12 protein-coding genes are annotated in these 17,861 nt (G+C 59.1%); 6 read left to right on the forward strand and 6 right to left on the reverse strand.

The genetic code is table 11. From position 1 onward, the window contains the following. Nucleotides 1–25: 25 nt before the first annotated feature. The 3 genes from M9827_RS16985 to M9827_RS16995 all read right to left on the reverse strand — a co-directional run bounded on the left by M9827_RS16985 (nt 26) and on the right by M9827_RS16995 (nt 3,250). On the reverse strand, nt 26–847 hold the full coding sequence (locus M9827_RS16985) for a M23 family metallopeptidase (RefSeq protein WP_250606279.1): 822 nt from the start codon (nt 845–847) through the stop codon (nt 26–28). A 3-nt stretch (nt 848–850) separates the two neighbouring features. After that, nucleotides 851–2,230 (reverse strand): exodeoxyribonuclease VII large subunit, encoded by a 1,380-nt coding sequence (gene xseA / locus M9827_RS16990; protein ID WP_042704978.1) that lies wholly within the window; start codon nt 2,228–2,230, stop codon nt 851–853. Between the two features lie 132 nt (nt 2,231–2,362). Then, the gene (locus M9827_RS16995) at nt 2,363–3,250 is read right to left on the reverse strand and encodes a LysR family transcriptional regulator (RefSeq protein ID WP_250606393.1); all 888 of its coding nucleotides are present in this window, start codon (nt 3,248–3,250) and stop codon (nt 2,363–2,365) included. A gap of 99 nt (nt 3,251–3,349) precedes the next feature. Here M9827_RS16995 and M9827_RS17000 point away from each other — a divergent pair, with 99 nt between their 5' ends. From M9827_RS17000 to guaA, 4 genes are all read left to right on the forward strand, one after another. Beyond that, complete coding sequence (locus M9827_RS17000) at nt 3,350–4,117, forward strand: sulfite exporter TauE/SafE family protein (RefSeq protein ID WP_250606280.1); 768 nt, start codon at nt 3,350–3,352, stop codon at nt 4,115–4,117. A 164-nt stretch (nt 4,118–4,281) separates the two neighbouring features. Further along, on the forward strand, nt 4,282–4,830 hold the full coding sequence (locus M9827_RS17005) for a sugar ABC transporter ATPase (protein WP_201228387.1): 549 nt from the start codon (nt 4,282–4,284) through the stop codon (nt 4,828–4,830). A gap of 116 nt (nt 4,831–4,946) precedes the next feature. Continuing rightward, nucleotides 4,947–6,416, forward strand: a complete 1,470-nt coding sequence (gene guaB / locus M9827_RS17010; RefSeq protein WP_034156270.1) for an IMP dehydrogenase — start codon at nt 4,947–4,949, stop codon at nt 6,414–6,416. A 99-nt stretch (nt 6,417–6,515) separates the two neighbouring features. Further along, nucleotides 6,516–8,093, forward strand: a complete 1,578-nt coding sequence (gene guaA / locus M9827_RS17015; RefSeq protein WP_250606281.1) for a glutamine-hydrolyzing GMP synthase — start codon at nt 6,516–6,518, stop codon at nt 8,091–8,093. Nucleotides 8,094–8,229: 136 nt separating this feature from the next. Here guaA and M9827_RS17020 read toward each other — a convergent pair whose 3' ends face one another. From M9827_RS17020 to treR, 3 genes are all read right to left on the reverse strand, one after another. Continuing rightward, on the reverse strand, nt 8,230–10,302 hold the full coding sequence (locus M9827_RS17020; RefSeq protein ID WP_250606282.1) for a TerD family protein: 2,073 nt from the start codon (nt 10,300–10,302) through the stop codon (nt 8,230–8,232). A 248-nt stretch (nt 10,303–10,550) separates the two neighbouring features. Further along, a complete protein-coding gene (locus tag M9827_RS17025; protein ID WP_250606283.1) occupies nt 10,551–13,634 on the reverse strand; it encodes a membrane-targeted effector domain-containing toxin in 3,084 nt (1,027 codons plus the stop codon). A 101-nt stretch (nt 13,635–13,735) separates the two neighbouring features. Beyond that, on the reverse strand, nt 13,736–14,440 hold the full coding sequence (treR, locus tag M9827_RS17030; RefSeq protein ID WP_034156275.1) for a trehalose operon repressor: 705 nt from the start codon (nt 14,438–14,440) through the stop codon (nt 13,736–13,738). A 235-nt stretch (nt 14,441–14,675) separates the two neighbouring features. Here treR and treP point away from each other — a divergent pair, with 235 nt between their 5' ends. After that, a complete protein-coding gene (gene treP / locus M9827_RS17035; RefSeq protein ID WP_250606284.1) occupies nt 14,676–16,118 on the forward strand; it encodes a PTS system trehalose-specific EIIBC component in 1,443 nt (480 codons plus the stop codon). A gap of 90 nt (nt 16,119–16,208) precedes the next feature. Continuing rightward, complete coding sequence (gene treC / locus M9827_RS17040) at nt 16,209–17,858, forward strand: alpha,alpha-phosphotrehalase (protein ID WP_250606285.1); 1,650 nt, start codon at nt 16,209–16,211, stop codon at nt 17,856–17,858. The last annotated feature ends 3 nt before the right edge of the window (nt 17,859–17,861 follow it).

Raw genomic sequence — 17,861 nt, forward strand, 5'->3', positions numbered from 1 at the left:
AGAGGCCGGTCGCCTCAATACATATTCAAGGTTGAAATGCGCCAATGAAAATCGCCGGGTCCACCCGCGCATCATTCAGGCTGACATTCCAGTGCATGTGCGGCCCGGTCGCCCGGCCAGTCGAGCCGACTTTGCCGACAACCGCTCCGCGTGCCAGTTGATCGCCGACCTTCACGTCAATCTTCGACATATGGCAGAACATGCTGATAAAGCCCTGCCCATGGTCGACAAACACCGTGTTGCCATTGAAGAAGTAGTTGCCGGTGAGGATCACCTTGCCCGCCGCCGGAGTCTTGATCGGCGTGCCCGCCGGCACCGCGAAGTCGAGGCCTGCGTGGGGATTGCGTTCTTCACCATTGAAGAAACGCCGTACGCCAAACTTGCTCGACAGCGGCCCGTTGACCGGTTTGTCCAGCAACAGATTGCTCGGCGTGTTCGGGCTGAAGCTGCGATACGCCTTGATCTGCTCGGCCAGTTCACCCTCGATGCGTTTGAGGTTCGACTGATCCGGGTTGACTTGCTGTTTGTTCTTCAGGGTGATGCGTTGTTCCGGGTAGTTCTTGTTGCCCACGGTGAACGGCAGATTGCGCCCGCCACTGCTGATCTGTTGTGCACCCGGCTTGACGGTCAGCGGCACGCCGACAATCGCCAGCCAGTTGTTCTGTTCTTTCACCACCAGCACCGGTTTGCCTTGATAAGTGGCTTTCGGCGCCTGCGCGGCGGTGCCCAGATCAATCACCGCCACACCGCCCGGCACCGGTTTGTTGAGTAGCCGGGTGATGTAACTGTCGGCGTGGGCATTGAAGGTCAGGCAAAGCAAAAGCAGTGGAGCCAGAAAACGCGGCATGGATCAGTCCAGTAAAGAGAGGGTGACAGGCGTCAGGTGATTGTCCTCGACGCGCACTTGCAGTTCGCCTTCGCCGAGTTTGGCTTTGAGGCGCTGGCCGGTGTGGGTCTGCGCGGCGTTGCGGATCGCCTGGCCGCGCTCATCGAGCAGAATGCTGTAACCACGGCCGAGCGTTGCCAGCGGGCTGACCACGTGCAATGTCTGCATCTGACTGTGCAGTTGCAGACGACGGTTTTTCAGGCCTTCGCGCATGGCCCGGGGCAAGCGTTCGGCGAGGCTGTCGAGGCGCTGACGCAACATCGCCAGTTGCCGTCCCGGATGTTGCCCGGCAAGGCGGGTTTCCAGGCGGATCAGGCGTTCGCGGCGGGTATTGAGATGACGCTCGAAGGCCCGGCGCATGCGCATGTCCAGATCATCCAGACGCTGAGCCTGCTGACGCAGACGCTCGCCTGGATGGCGCAAGCGACGGGCCATGCCTTCCAGGCGCAGGCGATCACGCATCAAGCGATCACGCATGCGCATCACCAGACGGCGATGCAGGCTTTCGACCTGACGGATCAGATGACTCGAATCGGGAGCAAGCAGTTCGGCAGCCGCCGACGGCGTGGGGGCGCGCACGTCGGCGACAAAGTCGCTGATCGACACATCGGTTTCGTGGCCGACGGCGCTGACAATCGGCGTCACGCAGGCATCGACGGCGCGGGCCACGGCTTCTTCGTTGAAGCACCAGAGGTCTTCCAGCGAGCCGCCGCCACGGGCGAGGATCAGCGCATCGAAACCACGGGCATCGGCCATTTTCAGTGCTCGGACGATTTGCGCGGTAGCTTCGCGGCCCTGCACGGCAGTCGGAATCAGCGTCAGTTGCACCTGCGGCGCACGCCGGCGGAATACGCTGATGATGTCGCGAATCACCGCGCCGGTTGGCGAACTGATGATGCCGATGCGTTGCGGATGCGCGGGCAACGGCACTTTGCGTTCGGCACTGAACAGGCCTTCGGCGCTGAGCTTTTCTTTCAGCGCATCGAACGCCAGACGCAGCGCACCGTCACCGGCAGGCTCCACTGTGTCGAGAATCAACTGATAGTCGCCACGGCCTTCGAACAGTGAAACCTTGCCGCGCACCTTGACCGCCAGGCCATCCTTCAGCGCCTGACGCACCCGCGCCGCGTTCTGCCGGAACAACGCGCATCGAACCTGAGCGCCGCTGTCCTTGAGGGTGAAATAGATGTGGCCGGACGCCGGGCGGGCGAGGTTGGAGATTTCGCCTTCGACCCAGATGTTGCTGAACACGTCTTCGAGCAACACCCGCGCGCGGCCGTTGAGCTGGCTGACGGTCAGGACTTCACGGTCCAGGCCAAGTCTTGCAAAGGGATCTTTAATCATGGGGCGCAGTTTAAAGCTAATTTCCAATGCAATACACGCTCCCCTGTAGGAGCTGCCGAAGGCTGCGATCTTTTGATCTTTCTTTTGGCGGTCAGGATCAAAAGATCGCAGCCTCGTTTCACTCGTCAGCTCCTACAGGGGATTGGTGAAGGTCTGGAGGAAGTGTTGGATCAGCGGAGTGGGATTCTGGCGGTAGGCGAGGGCGACGGTGCTGTGGCAATCGGGATCGGTCAGCGGCAGGAATCGTACGCCGCTCGGGGCGATGTCCTGCATCGATTCCGGCAGCAGGGCGATGCCGAACCCGGCCTGAATCAGCTGGAGCTGGGTGGTCTTGCGCGACATGACCCGCGCGGCTTTCGGGAAGAAACCCTGACGCATGCACAAGTCTGCACACAGATAACTCAGGCCGCCGCGGTGCGGATGCGGGATCGAGATGAACGCTTCGTCCTTCAGTTGAGCCAGGTCAACACGCTCAGCCTCGGCCAATCGATGATTCATCGGAACTGCCAGCAGCAAGCGCTCAGTAAACAGCGGCAAAATCTGAACACCTTCGCGCTGACGCAATACGGGCAGACGCAGCAGGCCGACGTCGAGGCGTCCTTCGGCCAACTCTTCCAATTGCGCCTCGGAAGACAACTTGCCGATGTCCAGCGACACGCCGTGCTGTTGTTGCAGGTAAGCGCCAATACCACTGAGCAAACGGCCGCTGATCGACACGGTACTGGAATGGCTGAGGCGCAATGTGCCGAGCTGACCATTACCGACCTCGGTGGCCATGGCGCTGGCCTTGCTCAATTCATTGAGCAGATTTCGTGCTCGCGGTAAAAACGCTTCGCCTGCTGCCGTGAGTCGAGGCTGGCGCGCCGTACGCTCGAACAGCGGGGTTTGCAGGCGCGTCTCCATGTCCTTGATCTGCCGGCTCAGCGCCGATTGCGCAACGAACAAACGTTCAGCTGCAGCACTGAAACTGCCGCATTCGGCAATTTCCACGAAGTAACGCAATTGACGGGTTGAAAGCACAGGCATGCCTTTTCGAGATGGGTAAGCGGCCTGGAAGATATTAGTCGCAACCCTCGGCGCTGGCTAAAGTCATCTCGGGCTTATTAAGGAAGCGCATCGATGAGCGTGGCAGGGTTGTTGAGTGAGTGGTCGTGGGGGGGAGGTGGTTGGGTGGTGATCGGGCTGGGCATCGCCCTGGCTTACATCGTGTTCGGCATTGCCGGGTTTGGCACGGCGCTGGTGGCGGGGCCGATTCTGATTCTGTTCATGCCGCTGTCGAAGATCGTGCCGTTGCTGGTGCTGCTGGATTTTGTCGCGGCGTTCGGCAATCTGCTGCCGTCGCGGCGGGATGTGGCTAAACCGGAGCTGTTGCGGCTGCTGCCGTGCATGGCGGTCGGCTGCACGTTGGGGGTGATCTTTCTACTTAATCTGAAATCCGATCTGTTGCTGTTGTTGATGGGGCTGTTTATCAGCGCTTATGCGATTTACAGCCTGTGGGTGAAAGTGCGGCCAGCGCAATTGTCGGCGGCGTGGGCAGTGCCGATGGGGACGGTGGGCGGGTTGTTCGGCGCGCTGTTTGGCAGTGGCGGCTTTCTCTATGCGATTTATCTCAACAGTCGGCTGCCGAAAGACGCCGCGCGGGCGACGCAAAGTGCGCTGATCAGTTGCAGCACAGTGGTGCGTTTGAGTCTGTTTGCCATCGCCGGTGTGTATGCCGAGCTACCCTTGTTGATGCTGGCATTGTGTCTGTTGCCGGCCATGGCGCTGGGGTTGTGGATCGGGCGGCACTTGACCATGAAGTTGTCGCGCGAAGCGTTTGTGCGGCTGGTGACATGGCTGGTGCTGGCGAGCGGGATTGCGTTGATCGGGCGCTACCTCAGCACTTGACCGGATTTTGTCAGGGATTAAGCTGCCGCCCGCCATTCCCTGTGGGAGCCAGCCTGCTGGCGATCGCGCAGTGTCAGTCAACATTTATATTTCTGACCCACCGCAATCGCTAGCAGGCTAGCTCCCACAATGGACATCCTCAGTATTTGCAGCAGGCTTGCACCATGAACTCGCAAAGCATCATCGTCCCGAAAATCTCCACCCTGCCGGTCCACGAACCCCGGGCCCGGGCGATCGTGCGCTGGCTGGTGCGCAAGAACATCATCAAAGAAGAGCTGACAACCTGTGGTCGCACCGGCAACCGCATGGCGTACGCGATTGCCGATGGTGCGCGGGCCGTGGTGCTGCACCCGCAAGCGTTGCCGTTCGGTGAGCCGATCAACGGGCTGGAGATCGTCACCAAGCGCTGCATCTACACCCCGGCCAAAGGTTTTCTCGAAGAGGCTGGCTGCGCCGAGTGCCGTCGCGAGGTCGGCGAAGCGCTGTTCGATAGCCTGGAGGACTGGATGCCCGGGCGCACCGACAACTTCACCTGCCCTGAATGCGGGCATGAAGACGACATCAACGGCTTTCTGTATTTGCAGGAATGTGCGTTTTCCAACCTCGGCTTCATCTTCAACAACTGGCTTGAAGCCGGTTTCAAGCAGAGCTTTATCGATGAGTTTGCTGACTGGCTCGATCAACCTGTCTCTTGGGTCAAGGTGGAGCTGTAACGGCGGGGGTCTCCGTATATCAGCAACATTGATATTAAGCTGAGTTTTACATTGAACAGCGGGGGGTGGATGACTATAATGGCGCGCTTCCATTTTCCCGCTCGGGAGCCCCCGCGATGCTGCGTATCAGCCAAGAAGCTCTGACATTCGACGACATTCTCTTAGTGCCTGGTTATTCCGAGGTACTTCCTAACGAAGTCAGTCTCAAGACCCGCCTTACCCGTGGCATCGAGCTGAACATTCCTCTGGTTTCTGCTGCAATGGACACCGTGACTGAAGCCCGTCTGGCAATCGCCATGGCTCAGGAAGGTGGCATCGGCATTATCCACAAGAACATGACCATCGAGCAGCAAGCTGCCGAAGTGCGTAAGGTCAAGAAGTTCGAAGCCGGCGTCGTCAAGGATCCGATCACCATCGAGGCTGATGCCACGGTGCGTGACCTGTTCGAATTGACCCGCATGCACAACATTTCCGGCGTTCCGGTGCTGCACGATGGCGACCTGGTCGGCATCGTCACTTCCCGTGACGTGCGTTTCGAAACCCGTCTGGAAGCCACCGTACGTGAAGTGATGACGCCTAAAGAGCGTCTGGTCACCGTGCGTGAAGGCGCCGACAAGAACGAAGTCCGCGAGTTGCTGCACAAGCACCGTCTGGAAAAAGTTCTGATCGTCGATGACAAGTTTGCCCTCAAAGGCATGATGACCGTCAAAGACATCGAAAAAGCCAAAGCCTACCCGCTGGCCAGCAAGGACGATCAAGGTCGTCTGCGCGTTGGCGCCGCTGTCGGTACCGGTAAAGACACCGGTGACCGTGTAGCCGCGCTGGTCAATGCCGGTGTGGACGTCGTGGTAGTCGATACCGCGCACGGCCACTCCAAAGGCGTGATCGACCGCGTTCGCTGGGTCAAAGAGAATTTCCCTGAAGTGCAGGTGATCGGCGGCAACATCGCCACCGGCGCCGCTGCCAAGGCTCTGGCCGAAGCAGGCGCTGACGCAGTCAAGGTCGGTATCGGCCCTGGCTCGATCTGCACCACCCGTATCGTCGCCGGTGTCGGCGTCCCGCAAATCAGTGCCATCGCCAACGTCGCCGCTGCCCTTGAAGGCACCGGCGTACCGTTGATCGCCGACGGCGGCATCCGTTTCTCCGGTGACCTGTCCAAGGCCATCGTAGCCGGTGCTTCCTGCGTGATGATGGGCTCGATGTTCGCCGGTACTGAAGAAGCACCGGGCGAGATCGAACTGTTCCAGGGCCGTTCGTACAAGGCGTATCGCGGTATGGGTTCGCTGGGCGCCATGTCCCAGGCTCAAGGCTCCTCCGACCGTTACTTCCAGGACTCCTCGGCAGGCGCCGAGAAACTCGTTCCGGAAGGTATCGAAGGCCGTGTGCCTTACAAAGGCACCCTGAGCGCGATCATTCACCAGTTGATGGGCGGTCTGCGTTCCTCGATGGGCTACACCGGCAGCGCCAACATCGAAGAAATGCGCACCAAGCCTGAATTCGTGCGGATCACCGGCGCTGGCATGGCCGAATCCCACGTTCACGACGTGCAGATCACCAAAGAAGCGCCAAACTACCGCGTAGGTTGAGCCTTCAAGCAACAAGCAAAGCAACCGGGGCTGTTTGATTCAGCCCCGAGTTGTTTCTGAATCACGACTGTTTCTGAACGACTTAGACGAGACTGAATCATGGCCCTCGATATTCACGCTCACCGCATCCTGATCCTCGACTTCGGCTCGCAATACACCCAACTGATCGCCCGCCGCGTGCGCGAAATCGGTGTGTACTGCGAACTGCACCCGTTCGACATGGACGAAGATGCGATCCGCGAATTCGCTCCTAAAGGCGTCATCCTCGCCGGCGGCCCCGAGTCCGTGCACGTCGCCGACAGCCCGCGCTGCCCACAGGCAGTGTTTGATCTGGGCGTACCGGTCTTCGGTATCTGCTACGGCATGCAGACCATGGCCGAGCAACTGGGCGGCAAGGTTGAAGGTTCCGAACTGCGTGAGTTCGGCTACGCCCGCGTTGACGTGGTCGGCAAGAGCCGTCTGCTCGACGGCATCGAAGACCACATCGACGCTGACGGCCTGTTCGGCCTCGACGTATGGATGAGCCACGGTGACAAGGTCACCAAGATGCCGGAAGACTTCCACATCCTCGCCAGCACCCCTAGCTGCCCGATCGCCGGTATGTTCAACGACGACCGTGGCTACTACGGCGTGCAGTTCCACCCGGAAGTGACCCACACCAAACAGGGCGGTCGCATCCTCTCGCGCTTCGTGCTGGACATCTGCGGCTGTGAAGCCCTGTGGACCCCATCGAAAATCGCTGAAGACGCCATCGCCAACATCCGCGCACAAGTCGGTACCGACAACGTGCTGCTGGGCCTGTCCGGCGGCGTTGACTCCTCGGTGGTTGCCGCACTGCTGCACAAAGCCATCGGCGACCAGCTGACCTGCGTCTTCGTCGACAACGGCCTGTTGCGTCTGCACGAAGGCGAGCAAGTGATGGCCATGTTCGCCGAGAACATGGGCGTCAAGGTGATCCGCGCCAACGCTGAAGAGCAGTTCCTCAACAACCTGGCCGGCGAAGCCGATCCGGAGAAGAAGCGCAAGATCATCGGTCGCACTTTCATCGACGTGTTCGATGCCGAATCCTGCAAGCTGGACAACATCAAGTACCTGGCTCAGGGCACCATCTACCCGGACGTGATCGAATCGGCTGGCGCGAAAAGCGGCAAGGCCCACGTGATCAAGTCGCACCACAACGTGGGCGGCCTGCCGGAAGAGATGAACCTGAAACTGGTCGAGCCTTTGCGCGAACTGTTCAAGGACGAAGTCCGTCGTCTGGGTCTGGAACTGGGCCTGCCGTACGACATGGTCTACCGTCACCCGTTCCCGGGCCCGGGCCTGGGCGTGCGCATCCTTGGTGAAGTGAAGAAGGAGTACGCCGACCTGTTGCGTCGCGCCGACCACATCTTCATCGAAGAACTGCGCAAAGCCGACTGGTACCACAAGGTCAGCCAGGCGTTCGTGGTGTTCCAGCCAGTGAAATCGGTTGGTGTGGTCGGCGATGGCCGTCGTTACGCCTGGGTCGTGGCCCTGCGTGCCGTAGAAACCATCGACTTCATGACCGCGCGTTGGGCTCACCTGCCTTACGAACTGCTGGAAACCGTATCCGGCCGCATCATCAATGAAATCGAAGGCATCTCCCGCGTCACTTACGACGTGTCGAGCAAGCCGCCTGCGACGATTGAGTGGGAGTGATCCTCCTGGTTGTTTCGTGGTGAACAAAAAAGGCGCTCAGGCGCCTTTTTTGTTGGGTGAGTTTTCTGGTTAGAGCAATTGATTTGAAGCCTGACCAGCGTGCCGCGCCGGATTCGCAGGCGAGCTGGCGCAGGTGTCAGAGAAACTGTGATCGAATCAGAACCGTATCGAACGGCGTAATTCCTTGATCAGGCGCAAACACTGCTTGCGCCTGCTGCGGTGAAGCCACTCGCTCCCCTCGCGCTCGAACATGTAAATCGAACAGAGTTTCCAGATCCGGCCGAGGTGTATGCACCAACGCCCGCAGCATCAACGACACGCCGCTGAGGTTGTTCCCGAGGTTGTTCCATCGCGGAAATGAGGTGAGCCCCAGATCGGCCCAAATCATGCGTCGTTCCTGCAGGTCCATCACGAATGGCAGACAGATCACTGTGTCGGATGCGATATCGATACGGTCGAACACGGATCGCGGCTCGAACACTTCACCCGACGCTGTATCAGTGCGGGCCATCCAGCCAGCGAAGCATTCCGGGAGATCGCAATACGGTTGCTCGGTGTATGAGTTGATGGACGTGACGACATAACGGATACCCTTCTCGACAAGGGCCTCGATGTCGAGGTCGATGAACTCCGAAGCGCCGTCGGGCGCATCGACGATGTCGCCGCTGTGGTAGCCGCCGTAGCCCGCCAGGTTGTAATACGCGACCGAATCTTTGAACACGAAGTTGGCATCGAAAAAAGCGGCGGACAAATCGATATCCGTACGTCCCCTGCCATTCTTCCACCAGAGGAACAGGCGAATGAAACGTGTGTCAGGAATGGGTAATTGACTGCCTCGCACCAGCGTACGTAATGCCTTTGATGCGGCGCGCTGCGCCAGCGGCACCCTGTATTCGCTTAATGCTGGATCGATGAAACAGCGGCCTAGCGGTGGCAGTGACGCAAACCGCTTCAAGAGAGCGTCGTCGCAGATTCGGGCTGCCCGCGCCAGCACTTCAGGTGTAAGAGGCTCTCGGTGATCCTTGATCGCGAAGACTTTAGCGAATGAACCTTTCGGTGTGAACGCCCGCAGGGGCAGAGGGCGCGGTGCACGCACCTGGGCCAGAATCTGCAGCAGGACAGGCGAGGACACTTGTGCCGCAACGGCCTCGAACGCTTCTAGTACCGAGTCTGTTTCCTTCGCGCGGCGCAGGGTCACGTCAAGCCGTCGCGCGAACTCACCAGGGCGGCTTTGCAGTATTGGCATAAGCGTGGCGATGTCACGCTGGGCCAGCAATGTTTCCACGCGTGAATTAAATGTGACGGGCGGTTCGTTTCGACGCGCTGCCGTGATGGCGGCCAGAGCGTGTGGATATTGATCGGCATAGTCGCCCGGATGCAGTACTTCAGCCAGGCGTTTCCAGCGCTCAGCATGACGCATCACGTCTTCGGCAGCGTTGGGTATCTTATCGAGCAACTGCAAAAACAGACGGCGCATCGAACGCTTCATCGGTTTGAAACGCGTCGAAGCGGTCGCCAGCGATACGTCTCCTCCGCTCAGGGCGACTGCCAGTCGGAGTACGTCAGTCGCTGTTTCGACATTTCGCTCCAAAAATGTATCTACTCGTTTGTCGCCAGCGACATGCATGATCAGTGCGCCGCCAACCTGTGCACGGATCTCCCGGAACGGAATGATCTCGGGCAGCAGGCGGAACACATCGCTTTTGTAGTTTCGGATAAACCAGACAACATCGGCTGTTTCCTCTTCGGAGAGCGAAGTGCGTGATGAAACCAGCGGCTCCAGCAGTGACTCGAACTCAGCAAAGCTACCCGATTCAATCACCCAGGATATGAAGTTACCTTCAAGCATCGGCGGGCGAGCGTGTTCGGTCGGCGGTAAACGCCGAAGCGTGAGGTAGTGCATGACGGCGTTAAGGTACAGCTCCGCCTCCGAGGCTTTCAGAACCTGCTCTGGAAAGTCCGGATAAAACGGCCGGTGGTGCACATGAGCGCCGGTTCTGCGTCGCAGGACTCTGATAATTTCGCGTAGCCAGTACTTGAGTTCTGTCGCCGACAACATGCCGATTTGCTCAATCAGAGACTCTGACAATACGCATTGGAATGCCGCGACTTCCTGGACGGCCGACGCGACTTGAGCGCGCGTGGCGCCGCCAGTGCCCGTCGGGACGTGAACTTTGCTGCGGCGACGCAGGAACAGCTCCTGATTCATGCTTGATTTTCTCCTTGGGTCGCCGTCATGGACGAGCTGCAGCATCGTGTCTGCAGCGGATGTAAAAACGCCTGCAAGAAGCAGGCGCGGTGTGGAGAGCGAAACCCCTAGGTCATAGGAGGTTTAGAAGGAAGGTGTTCCATAGCCACGGCGGCATTCTACGTAACGTTGTCTCTGTTTGTCAGGTGGTTGCCTGTCTCAACGGTAACAAGCTGCTTCGGCAGAAGATTGGTTACTAGCGATCAGCCTCAATCAGGAATCCGGCTGCGCAATATCAATCCTGTATCGGACAACCGTTGTGACATGTCCTTCAGACTGGCGAACGCAATGTCATTCACGCGCTGCCATGCAGGTCGGTGAAGGGAGACTTTGCCGTCACTCGATCGAGTGATCGGTGTGCGTTGCAGCATGCCTTGTTTGCTGCGGTGGATCAGCGTGTAGCTGTCGCCCGCTTTTTCGAACAGATACATGCCGCGCCTGTACAACAGATTCTCCAGCGTATCTTCGGTCCAGGTCACCTCGGGTGCCTGAACTTTCAAGCGCAAGTCGGCGCGCAGGAGGTCTGGATTTCCTTGTCTGACAGTGCCACCGGGCGAGCTGCCGCGTGGGACTTCAATACCCGGATCGACATCCACGCCCAGCTCTTCACCGGCGCCGACTTCATCGATTCGCAAGCCGATTCCCCCCTTCAGTTCACTGATGCCCAGCAGTCCTCTGAAGGTGTTGGTGTTGTGAGCATCGGTCACTACGATCCATTTTCCGGGGCTGTTGAGGTAGACGTCACCGGTCATGATGTCGTTGGTCAGGAAGGTGTTCATCATTTGCTCGTCGACGGAGGGCAGCGGTGTTTTCATTTTGTAGCTGGCGGCGCAATCGACCGCCTGAATCCGAACCCCGTTCGCTCGTGCAACCTGAACCAGTTCCAGTGGGTTGAGTCGACCGGCGGGATCGGTGCCCAGGCTGTTCAAGTAAGTGTGTAAATCCGCAGTCATGTTGCCGCTGGTGAAGTAGCGGTTCAGTTCCACTTGAGCGAAGTCACTGAGCAGGCCGCGCAGGTAGAGGGTTTTCACGTGTCGGGCCAGAGCCGGCATGTTTTCGATCAGAAAACCCATGCTGGCAATGCGATCAAGGGTTTCTCCGACCACCAGCCCGGAGGCACTTTCAAAAACGCCATCGACAAGATCGGCCAGTGGCATCAGCCGGTTGATCTCGGGTATCACCGGGCGCGCAGGCTGGATGACCCACGGCAGGTTCTTGAAAAAGCCTCGGGCTGAACTTTGCAGAAGTTGGCGTTTGCCAGCGGCATACAACTCGAACGGATCGTCCATGGCAAAACCGCCGGCACCGTCGGGCTGCAACCGGGCATGGGTTTCGTTGAGGTTCAACGCCCAGGCTTTTATCGAACGGCGTACCGACGGTTCGATGTCGAAGGCACTGGTCACCGGGCGTGGGGGCCGCGATGTCGAGGGTTGTGGTTCTTCTGCCGGTTGCACGGGCGTCTCGGCTGATGCAGGTTCGAAGGTGTCGAGTTCGAGATCCGGAGTGCATTGTTTGCCCATGCACTGGCCGCCACCCTTGAGGCCCAAGGCTGGCATGCGCTCCCATTCTCCTTCGACATTGAGGCGCACCGGCAGCGCGTGGACAAGCTGGTTGGGGCGCTCCGGGTCGACGATGGCCCAGTCGCCAGTGCCGCGTACGTTGGCGAAGTAGCGCACATAGTACGGCGCATCGTTCATCAGAATGGCATAGGGCGGATCCGAGTCGAGACGGTAGATGCCGTGAAACTTCCCGGACTCTTCGCCGAGTGCTGTGCCATCAAGCAACTCGTTGCATTGGTACCGTTCGGGCACCGGAGGCGATAGGGCGTTTTGCGCCGGAATCAGCGTCGTTTCATCGACAGTTGGCAGGGTGATGTCGGCATCGTCCGGCACCATGATCGGTGGGTTGTCGGCTTCGGCGGAGGCGTTCAAGGCTTCGCTGTATTCAGCCATTTCGGCGGCTTCTGCCGCCTCGACCTCGGCGCCAACTTCCAGCATCGGCCCGGTGCCGATCAGCAATGGAAGGTTGAATAACAGGTTGATGCCACTCAGAACCGCACCCAGCACACCGGCTTTGCGTTCGGCCCTTGTCTTGCCGTTTTGCGCCTGTTCAATATTCAGACCCATGCTGGCGAGGGTGGCGCCAATAACCGGCAACGCCAGCGGCCAACCGACAGTGGCCATCGGACCAAATACCTTGAGGCCCGCACTCAGATAGCCGATCCACAGTTTCTTGCGCAGATCGCCATTGGATGTCAGGGACAGGTGGGCTTCAGCAAACATCGCCTGGCGTGTCGAGTCGCGCAGCCAACTGAATGCATCGTCGCTCAGCACCTGGTTCGTGCGGTTGATCAGGTGATGATCTGAGCAGCCCCAGGTGCCCACCAGGCGATTCATCAGATCGGTGATGTTCTCGCTCATGTGCTGACGATCGGCGAGGGCAAAATGCTCGAGGAAGGCCGCGCGGCGTTTTGCGTCGTTCAGTTGATCCAGCACCCACCAATGCAGGTCCGCCGGCGTTTCCTTGACCACGAACGCCTCGGTCTCACCGGGCAGATAGATAATCTGCCGACCGGCAGAGTCGACGATGCGCAGCAATTGCGTGGAGATATGCCCGTCAATGTCGAAGGCGAACACATTCCCCGTTGGCGTGTGGCTCGCTTGCAGCATGCTCAGGGTGACCGGCCAGTTGACCGGTCCCGCCACGGAGTCCAGCAGCCATTGAAAGTCACTGCGGGTGAGTTGCCCAAGGTCCAGCGCCTGCACTGCGCGGCTGAGGAGGTTGCATTTTGCCAATGTGCGGAAATCCTCGGCGTGGCTGTTCCAGAAGTCCGTCAGGGTGGCGCTGTAGTGGCCACTGAAATCCAGGCTCCAGAACGCGTTCAAGACCTCGTTGCCGTGCAGGCGCACCTGGTTTTTTTCGTCGAAGTTCTCGTCCTGCGGACCTTCGCTGTAGAAGCCACCGTACAGATCGAGCAGGTCGGCGTTGTCTTGGTCGGTGGCGCGAAAACGATGAATGACCAGTTGTGTCAGGGTCATCGATTCGTAGGGTTTTTCGCGGATGTGCTCCCAGCCGGTAAACGAGCGGGTGCTGCTCTGGGCCGTCTTGAAGCGATGGAAATAAACCTGATCCGGGTCGAGGCTCGACAAGCCTTTTGCTTCCAGCAGGTCACCCGCGGCTTGATGGGCGGCGTCCTGCAGGCCGGGGCAGTTCTGCACGACGGTATAGGCGATTCGCTTCAGCGCTGCTTTGTCTGCCGCGTTCGGCAGAGGGCTTTGTTGGGTGGCGTACATGCTTTCTCCATCCTTGAGAAATGAAGACCGAGCATGGCCGATTCGTTCAAGGGGAGTGCACTACATATGTACCGCACATGATCGTTTGAAACGTGTCGGGGTCAGCGTCGCGCCACGTCGGAAAAGTAGAACTTGTCGAGGGTGTGCCGCGATTCGGTGTACTCGAACTGACGGCCGTCCTGGAGGAAGGTCTGGTTGCTGACCACGATCACATGGCTCTGGCCGTCGAGGTCCAGGTGCAGTTGATCGTCCTTGCTGCGCGGCACCGCTTCGATGGTGCGTTGGGCGTAGGCAATCTGTAGCTGCAGGGTCTGCTCGATATGGGCGTAGATCGATTGCTCGGCGATATCGAGGGACAGGCCGGGAATCACTTCGCTGACGAAGTGGTTGATGTCGAGGATCACCCGTTTGCCGTCGATCCGCCGCACACGCTTGATCCGGGTGATGAGGCTGCCGGGTTCGGCATGGATGTGTTCGAGCAGTGCGCCTTCGAGCGGGATCTGGCTCAGTTCGACCACTTCGGTGCTGACATCGTTGCCCAGGCGCGGGTAGGTCTCCTGGAAACTGACGATGCCGCCGAGCTGAAATTCGATCGGGTTGGTTGAAAGCACAAAGGTGCCTTTGCCGTGGATTTTCTGCGCAAAGCCGCGTTCCTGAAGCAGTTCGATGGCTTTGCGTACCGTGCCTCGGCTGGCCTGATAGCTGTCCATCAGTTCGGTTTCGGAAGGCAGGCGGGCGCCGCGCTCCAGGCGTTCAGTCGTAATGCTGGCCAGCAGATCGCTATAGATCTGGTTGTATTTGCTCATGGATAGGCTCGGTGCCGACTGTACTCAAAGCTTCGAACCTTAAGGCCAGGGTAGGGCTTTGTCCATGTGGACGATGGAAATCACCCTAAGGCAGGGTAGGAAAATTCGCCTTCGGTCTGGCAGGAACATACATAAACAAACTCGTCTGTACGAGTTGTTGCATTAACTCGTACAGACGAGTATTTTTCGCTTCGGCGTGCTGCCAATAACAACAATCCATAGCGGAAGAACTAGCATGAGCCACGACTATCCGAACATCGCCAGGCAATTGCTGCAAAGCCTCGGCGGCAGTGACAACCTCGAACAGGCCGCCCATTGCGTCACGCGGTTGCGGCTGGCCCTAAAGGATCCGGGCCTGGTCGATAGCGCCACGCTCAACCAGATCGACCTGGTCAAAGGCTCGTTCTTCACCGGTGGCCTGTATCAGGTCGTCATCGGTCCGGGCGAGGTGGAAAAGGTCTATGCCGAACTGCGTCGGCAGACCGGCCTCGCAGCGTCGACCATTGCTGACGTCAAACAGAAAAGTACCGAGAAGATCAACGCCATGCAGCGTCTGGTGCGGGTGTTTTCCGACGTGTTCATGCCGATCCTGCCGGCGCTGATCATTGCCGGCCTGCTGATGGGCATCAACAATCTGCTCGGTGCCAAAGGCATGTTCATCGACGGGCAGACCCTGCTCGATGCCTACCCGAAACTCGACGGGTTGTGGAGCCTGATCAATCTGATGGCCAACACCTCGTTCGTGTTTCTGCCAGCGCTGGTGGGTTGGTCGGCGGCCAAGCGCTTTGGCGGCAGCGAGATCCTCGGCATCGTGCTCGGTCTGATGCTGGTGCACCCGGATCTGCTCAACGCCTGGAACTACGGCAAGGCCGTCGCCGGGCTGGACGGGCAGCATCTGCCGTACTTCGACATTCTCGGGTTGTTTCAGGTGGAGAAGGTCGGTTATCAGGGGCAGATCCTGCCGATTCTGCTCGCCGCCTACGTGATGAGCGTCATCGAAAAATGGCTGCGGGCGCGCGTGCCCAATGCCATTCAATTGCTCGTGGTGCCGATCACCACCATCGTCGTCACAGGCGTGCTGGCGCTGGCGGTGATCGGCCCGGTGACCCGCCACCTCGGCATCTTCATCACCGAAGGGCTGGTCATGCTGTTTGATCTGGCGCCGATGGTGGGCGGCGCGATTTTCGGTTTGCTGTATGCGCCGCTGGTCATCACCGGCATGCACCACATGTTTCTCGCGGTCGACCTGCAGTTGATCTCGACTCAGGGCGGCACCTTCATCTGGCCGATGATCGTCATGTCCAACCTCGCTCAGGGCAGTGCCGCCCTGGCGGTGTTCTGGATGACCCGTAATGCACGGGACAAGAGCATGGCGTCGACTTCGGCGATTTCCGCCTACTTCGGTATCACCGAGCCGGCGATGTTCGGCGTCAACCTGCGCTACAAGTTTCCGTTCTATGCCGCGCTGACCGGTTCGGCGCTGGGCTGCGTGTTCCTGTCGCTGAACAGGATTCAGGCCTCGGCCATCGGCGTCGGTGGTCTGCCGGGGTTCATCTCGATCATTCCGCAGTACATCCCGATGTTTGTGCTGGGGATGCTGATTGCCATGCTCGTGCCGTTTGTTCTGACCTGTGCACTGAGCATGAAGATTGTCCGGCCCGGTTATCGGGTTGCCTGAACAATCGCTTTCGCGAGCAGGCTCGCTCCCCCAGTTGATTGCATTTCAATCTGGGCGCGAGCCGTACGGACTTATTGAAGGAGTTGTGCCATGCAAGACTGGCAGCGTTCGGTGATCTACCAGATCTATCCGAAGAGTTTTCATAGTCACGCCGGCAACCCGACGGGGGATCTGCTCGGTATCGTCGCCAAGCTCGACTACCTGCAGTGGCTGGGTGTCGACTGCTTGTGGATCACGCCATTCCTGCGTTCGCCGCAACGTGATAACGGCTATGACATCAGCGATTACTACGCCATCGACCCGAGCTACGGCAGCATGGCCGACTGCGAGTTGCTGATCGCCGAGGCGGGCAAGCGCGGGATCAAGCTGATGCTCGACATCGTGGTCAATCACACCTCGATCGAGCACGTGTGGTTTCAACAGGCGCGCAGCAGCCTCGACAACCCTTACCGTGATTTCTACATCTGGCGAGATCAGCCGAACAACTGGGAATCCAAGTTTGGCGGTTCCGCCTGGGAGTACGAAGCTCAGACAGGCCAGTATTATCTGCACCTGTTCGACCACACCCAGGCCGACCTGAATTGGGACAACCCCAAGGTGCGCGCCGAAGTGTTCCGGATGATGCAGTTCTGGCGGGACAAGGGCGTGGGTGGTTTTCGTCTGGATGTGATCAATCTGATTTCCAAGCCTGCGGACTTTCCCGAAGACAACAGCGATGGCCGACGCTTCTATACCGACGGGCCGAATGTCCATGCGTACTTGCAGCAGATGCACCGCGAAGTCTTCGAAGGACACGACCTGATCAATGTCGGCGAGATGTCATCGACCAGCCTCGAACACTGCATTCGCTATTCGAATCCGCAGTCGAAAGAACTGTCGATGACCTTCAACTTTCATCACCTGAAAGTCGATTATCCGAACCTGCAAAAGTGGGTACGTGCCGATTTCGATTTCCTTCAGCTCAAGGGGATTCTGTCCGACTGGCAGACCGGCATGCAGGCCGGTGGCGGCTGGAACGCGCTGTTCTGGTGTAACCACGATCAACCGCGCGTGGTCTCGCGTTTCGGCAATGACGGCGAGCACCGCGAACGCTCGGCGAAGATGCTCGGCACCGCGCTGCATTTTTTGCAGGGCACGCCGTTCGTGTATCAGGGCGAAGAGTTGGGCATGACCAATCCGGGGTTCGAATCGATCGAGCATTATCGCGATGTCGAAACGCTGAACATCTTTCGCCTCAAGCGCGAAGCCGGTAGCAGCGATGCCGACAACATGGCGGCGATCATGCAGAAATCCCGTGATAACGGGCGCACCCCGATGCACTGGGACGCTGGGCCGAACGCCGGTTTCAGCAGCGTTGAACCGTGGATCGGAGTGCCGGCCAATGCCGCGCAGATCAACGTCGCCCATCAGCTCGACGACCCGGACTCGGTGCTGCATCACTACCGCCGTCTGATCGCGCTGCGCCGCAGCGAATCGTTGATTACCGATGGGCTGTACCGACAATTGCTGTCCGAACATCCGCAGGTCTGGGCGTATGTGCGTGAAGGCAGCGCCGAGCGTTTGTTGGTGGTGAACAACTTCTACGGGACTACCTGTGAAGTGGAGTTGCCATCGACGGTCATCAGCGAGTCGATGAGCCAGCGCCAGTTGATCAGCAATTATCCGGACGGGCCGTTGCGCAAGCGCCAGGTGACATTGCGACCTTACGAGTCATTCGTCGTGCACCTGATCGACCCTTGACCT

This window comes from Pseudomonas sp. AKS31, assembly GCF_023634765.1.
Lineage (GTDB): Bacteria > Pseudomonadota > Gammaproteobacteria > Pseudomonadales > Pseudomonadaceae > Aquipseudomonas.

Excerpts from the sequence above, each read along its gene's own strand:
- M9827_RS16985 (WP_250606279.1), bottom strand. The coding sequence starts at position 847 with ATGCCGCGTTTTCTGGCTCCACTGCTTTTGCTTTGCCTGACCTTCAAT.
- xseA (WP_042704978.1), bottom strand. The coding sequence starts at position 2,230 with ATGATTAAAGATCCCTTTGCAAGACTTGGCCTGGACCGTGAAGTCCTG.
- M9827_RS17000 (WP_250606280.1), top strand. The coding sequence starts at position 3,350 with ATGAGCGTGGCAGGGTTGTTGAGTGAGTGGTCGTGGGGGGGAGGTGGT.
- M9827_RS17005 (WP_201228387.1), top strand. The coding sequence starts at position 4,282 with ATGAACTCGCAAAGCATCATCGTCCCGAAAATCTCCACCCTGCCGGTC.
- guaB (WP_034156270.1), top strand. The coding sequence starts at position 4,947 with ATGCTGCGTATCAGCCAAGAAGCTCTGACATTCGACGACATTCTCTTA.
- guaA (WP_250606281.1), top strand. The coding sequence starts at position 6,516 with ATGGCCCTCGATATTCACGCTCACCGCATCCTGATCCTCGACTTCGGC.
- M9827_RS17020 (WP_250606282.1), bottom strand. The coding sequence starts at position 10,302 with ATGAATCAGGAGCTGTTCCTGCGTCGCCGCAGCAAAGTTCACGTCCCG.
- M9827_RS17025 (WP_250606283.1), bottom strand. The coding sequence starts at position 13,634 with ATGTACGCCACCCAACAAAGCCCTCTGCCGAACGCGGCAGACAAAGCA.
- treR (WP_034156275.1), bottom strand. The coding sequence starts at position 14,440 with ATGAGCAAATACAACCAGATCTATAGCGATCTGCTGGCCAGCATTACG.
- treP (WP_250606284.1), top strand. The coding sequence starts at position 14,676 with ATGAGCCACGACTATCCGAACATCGCCAGGCAATTGCTGCAAAGCCTC.
- treC (WP_250606285.1), top strand. The coding sequence starts at position 16,209 with ATGCAAGACTGGCAGCGTTCGGTGATCTACCAGATCTATCCGAAGAGT.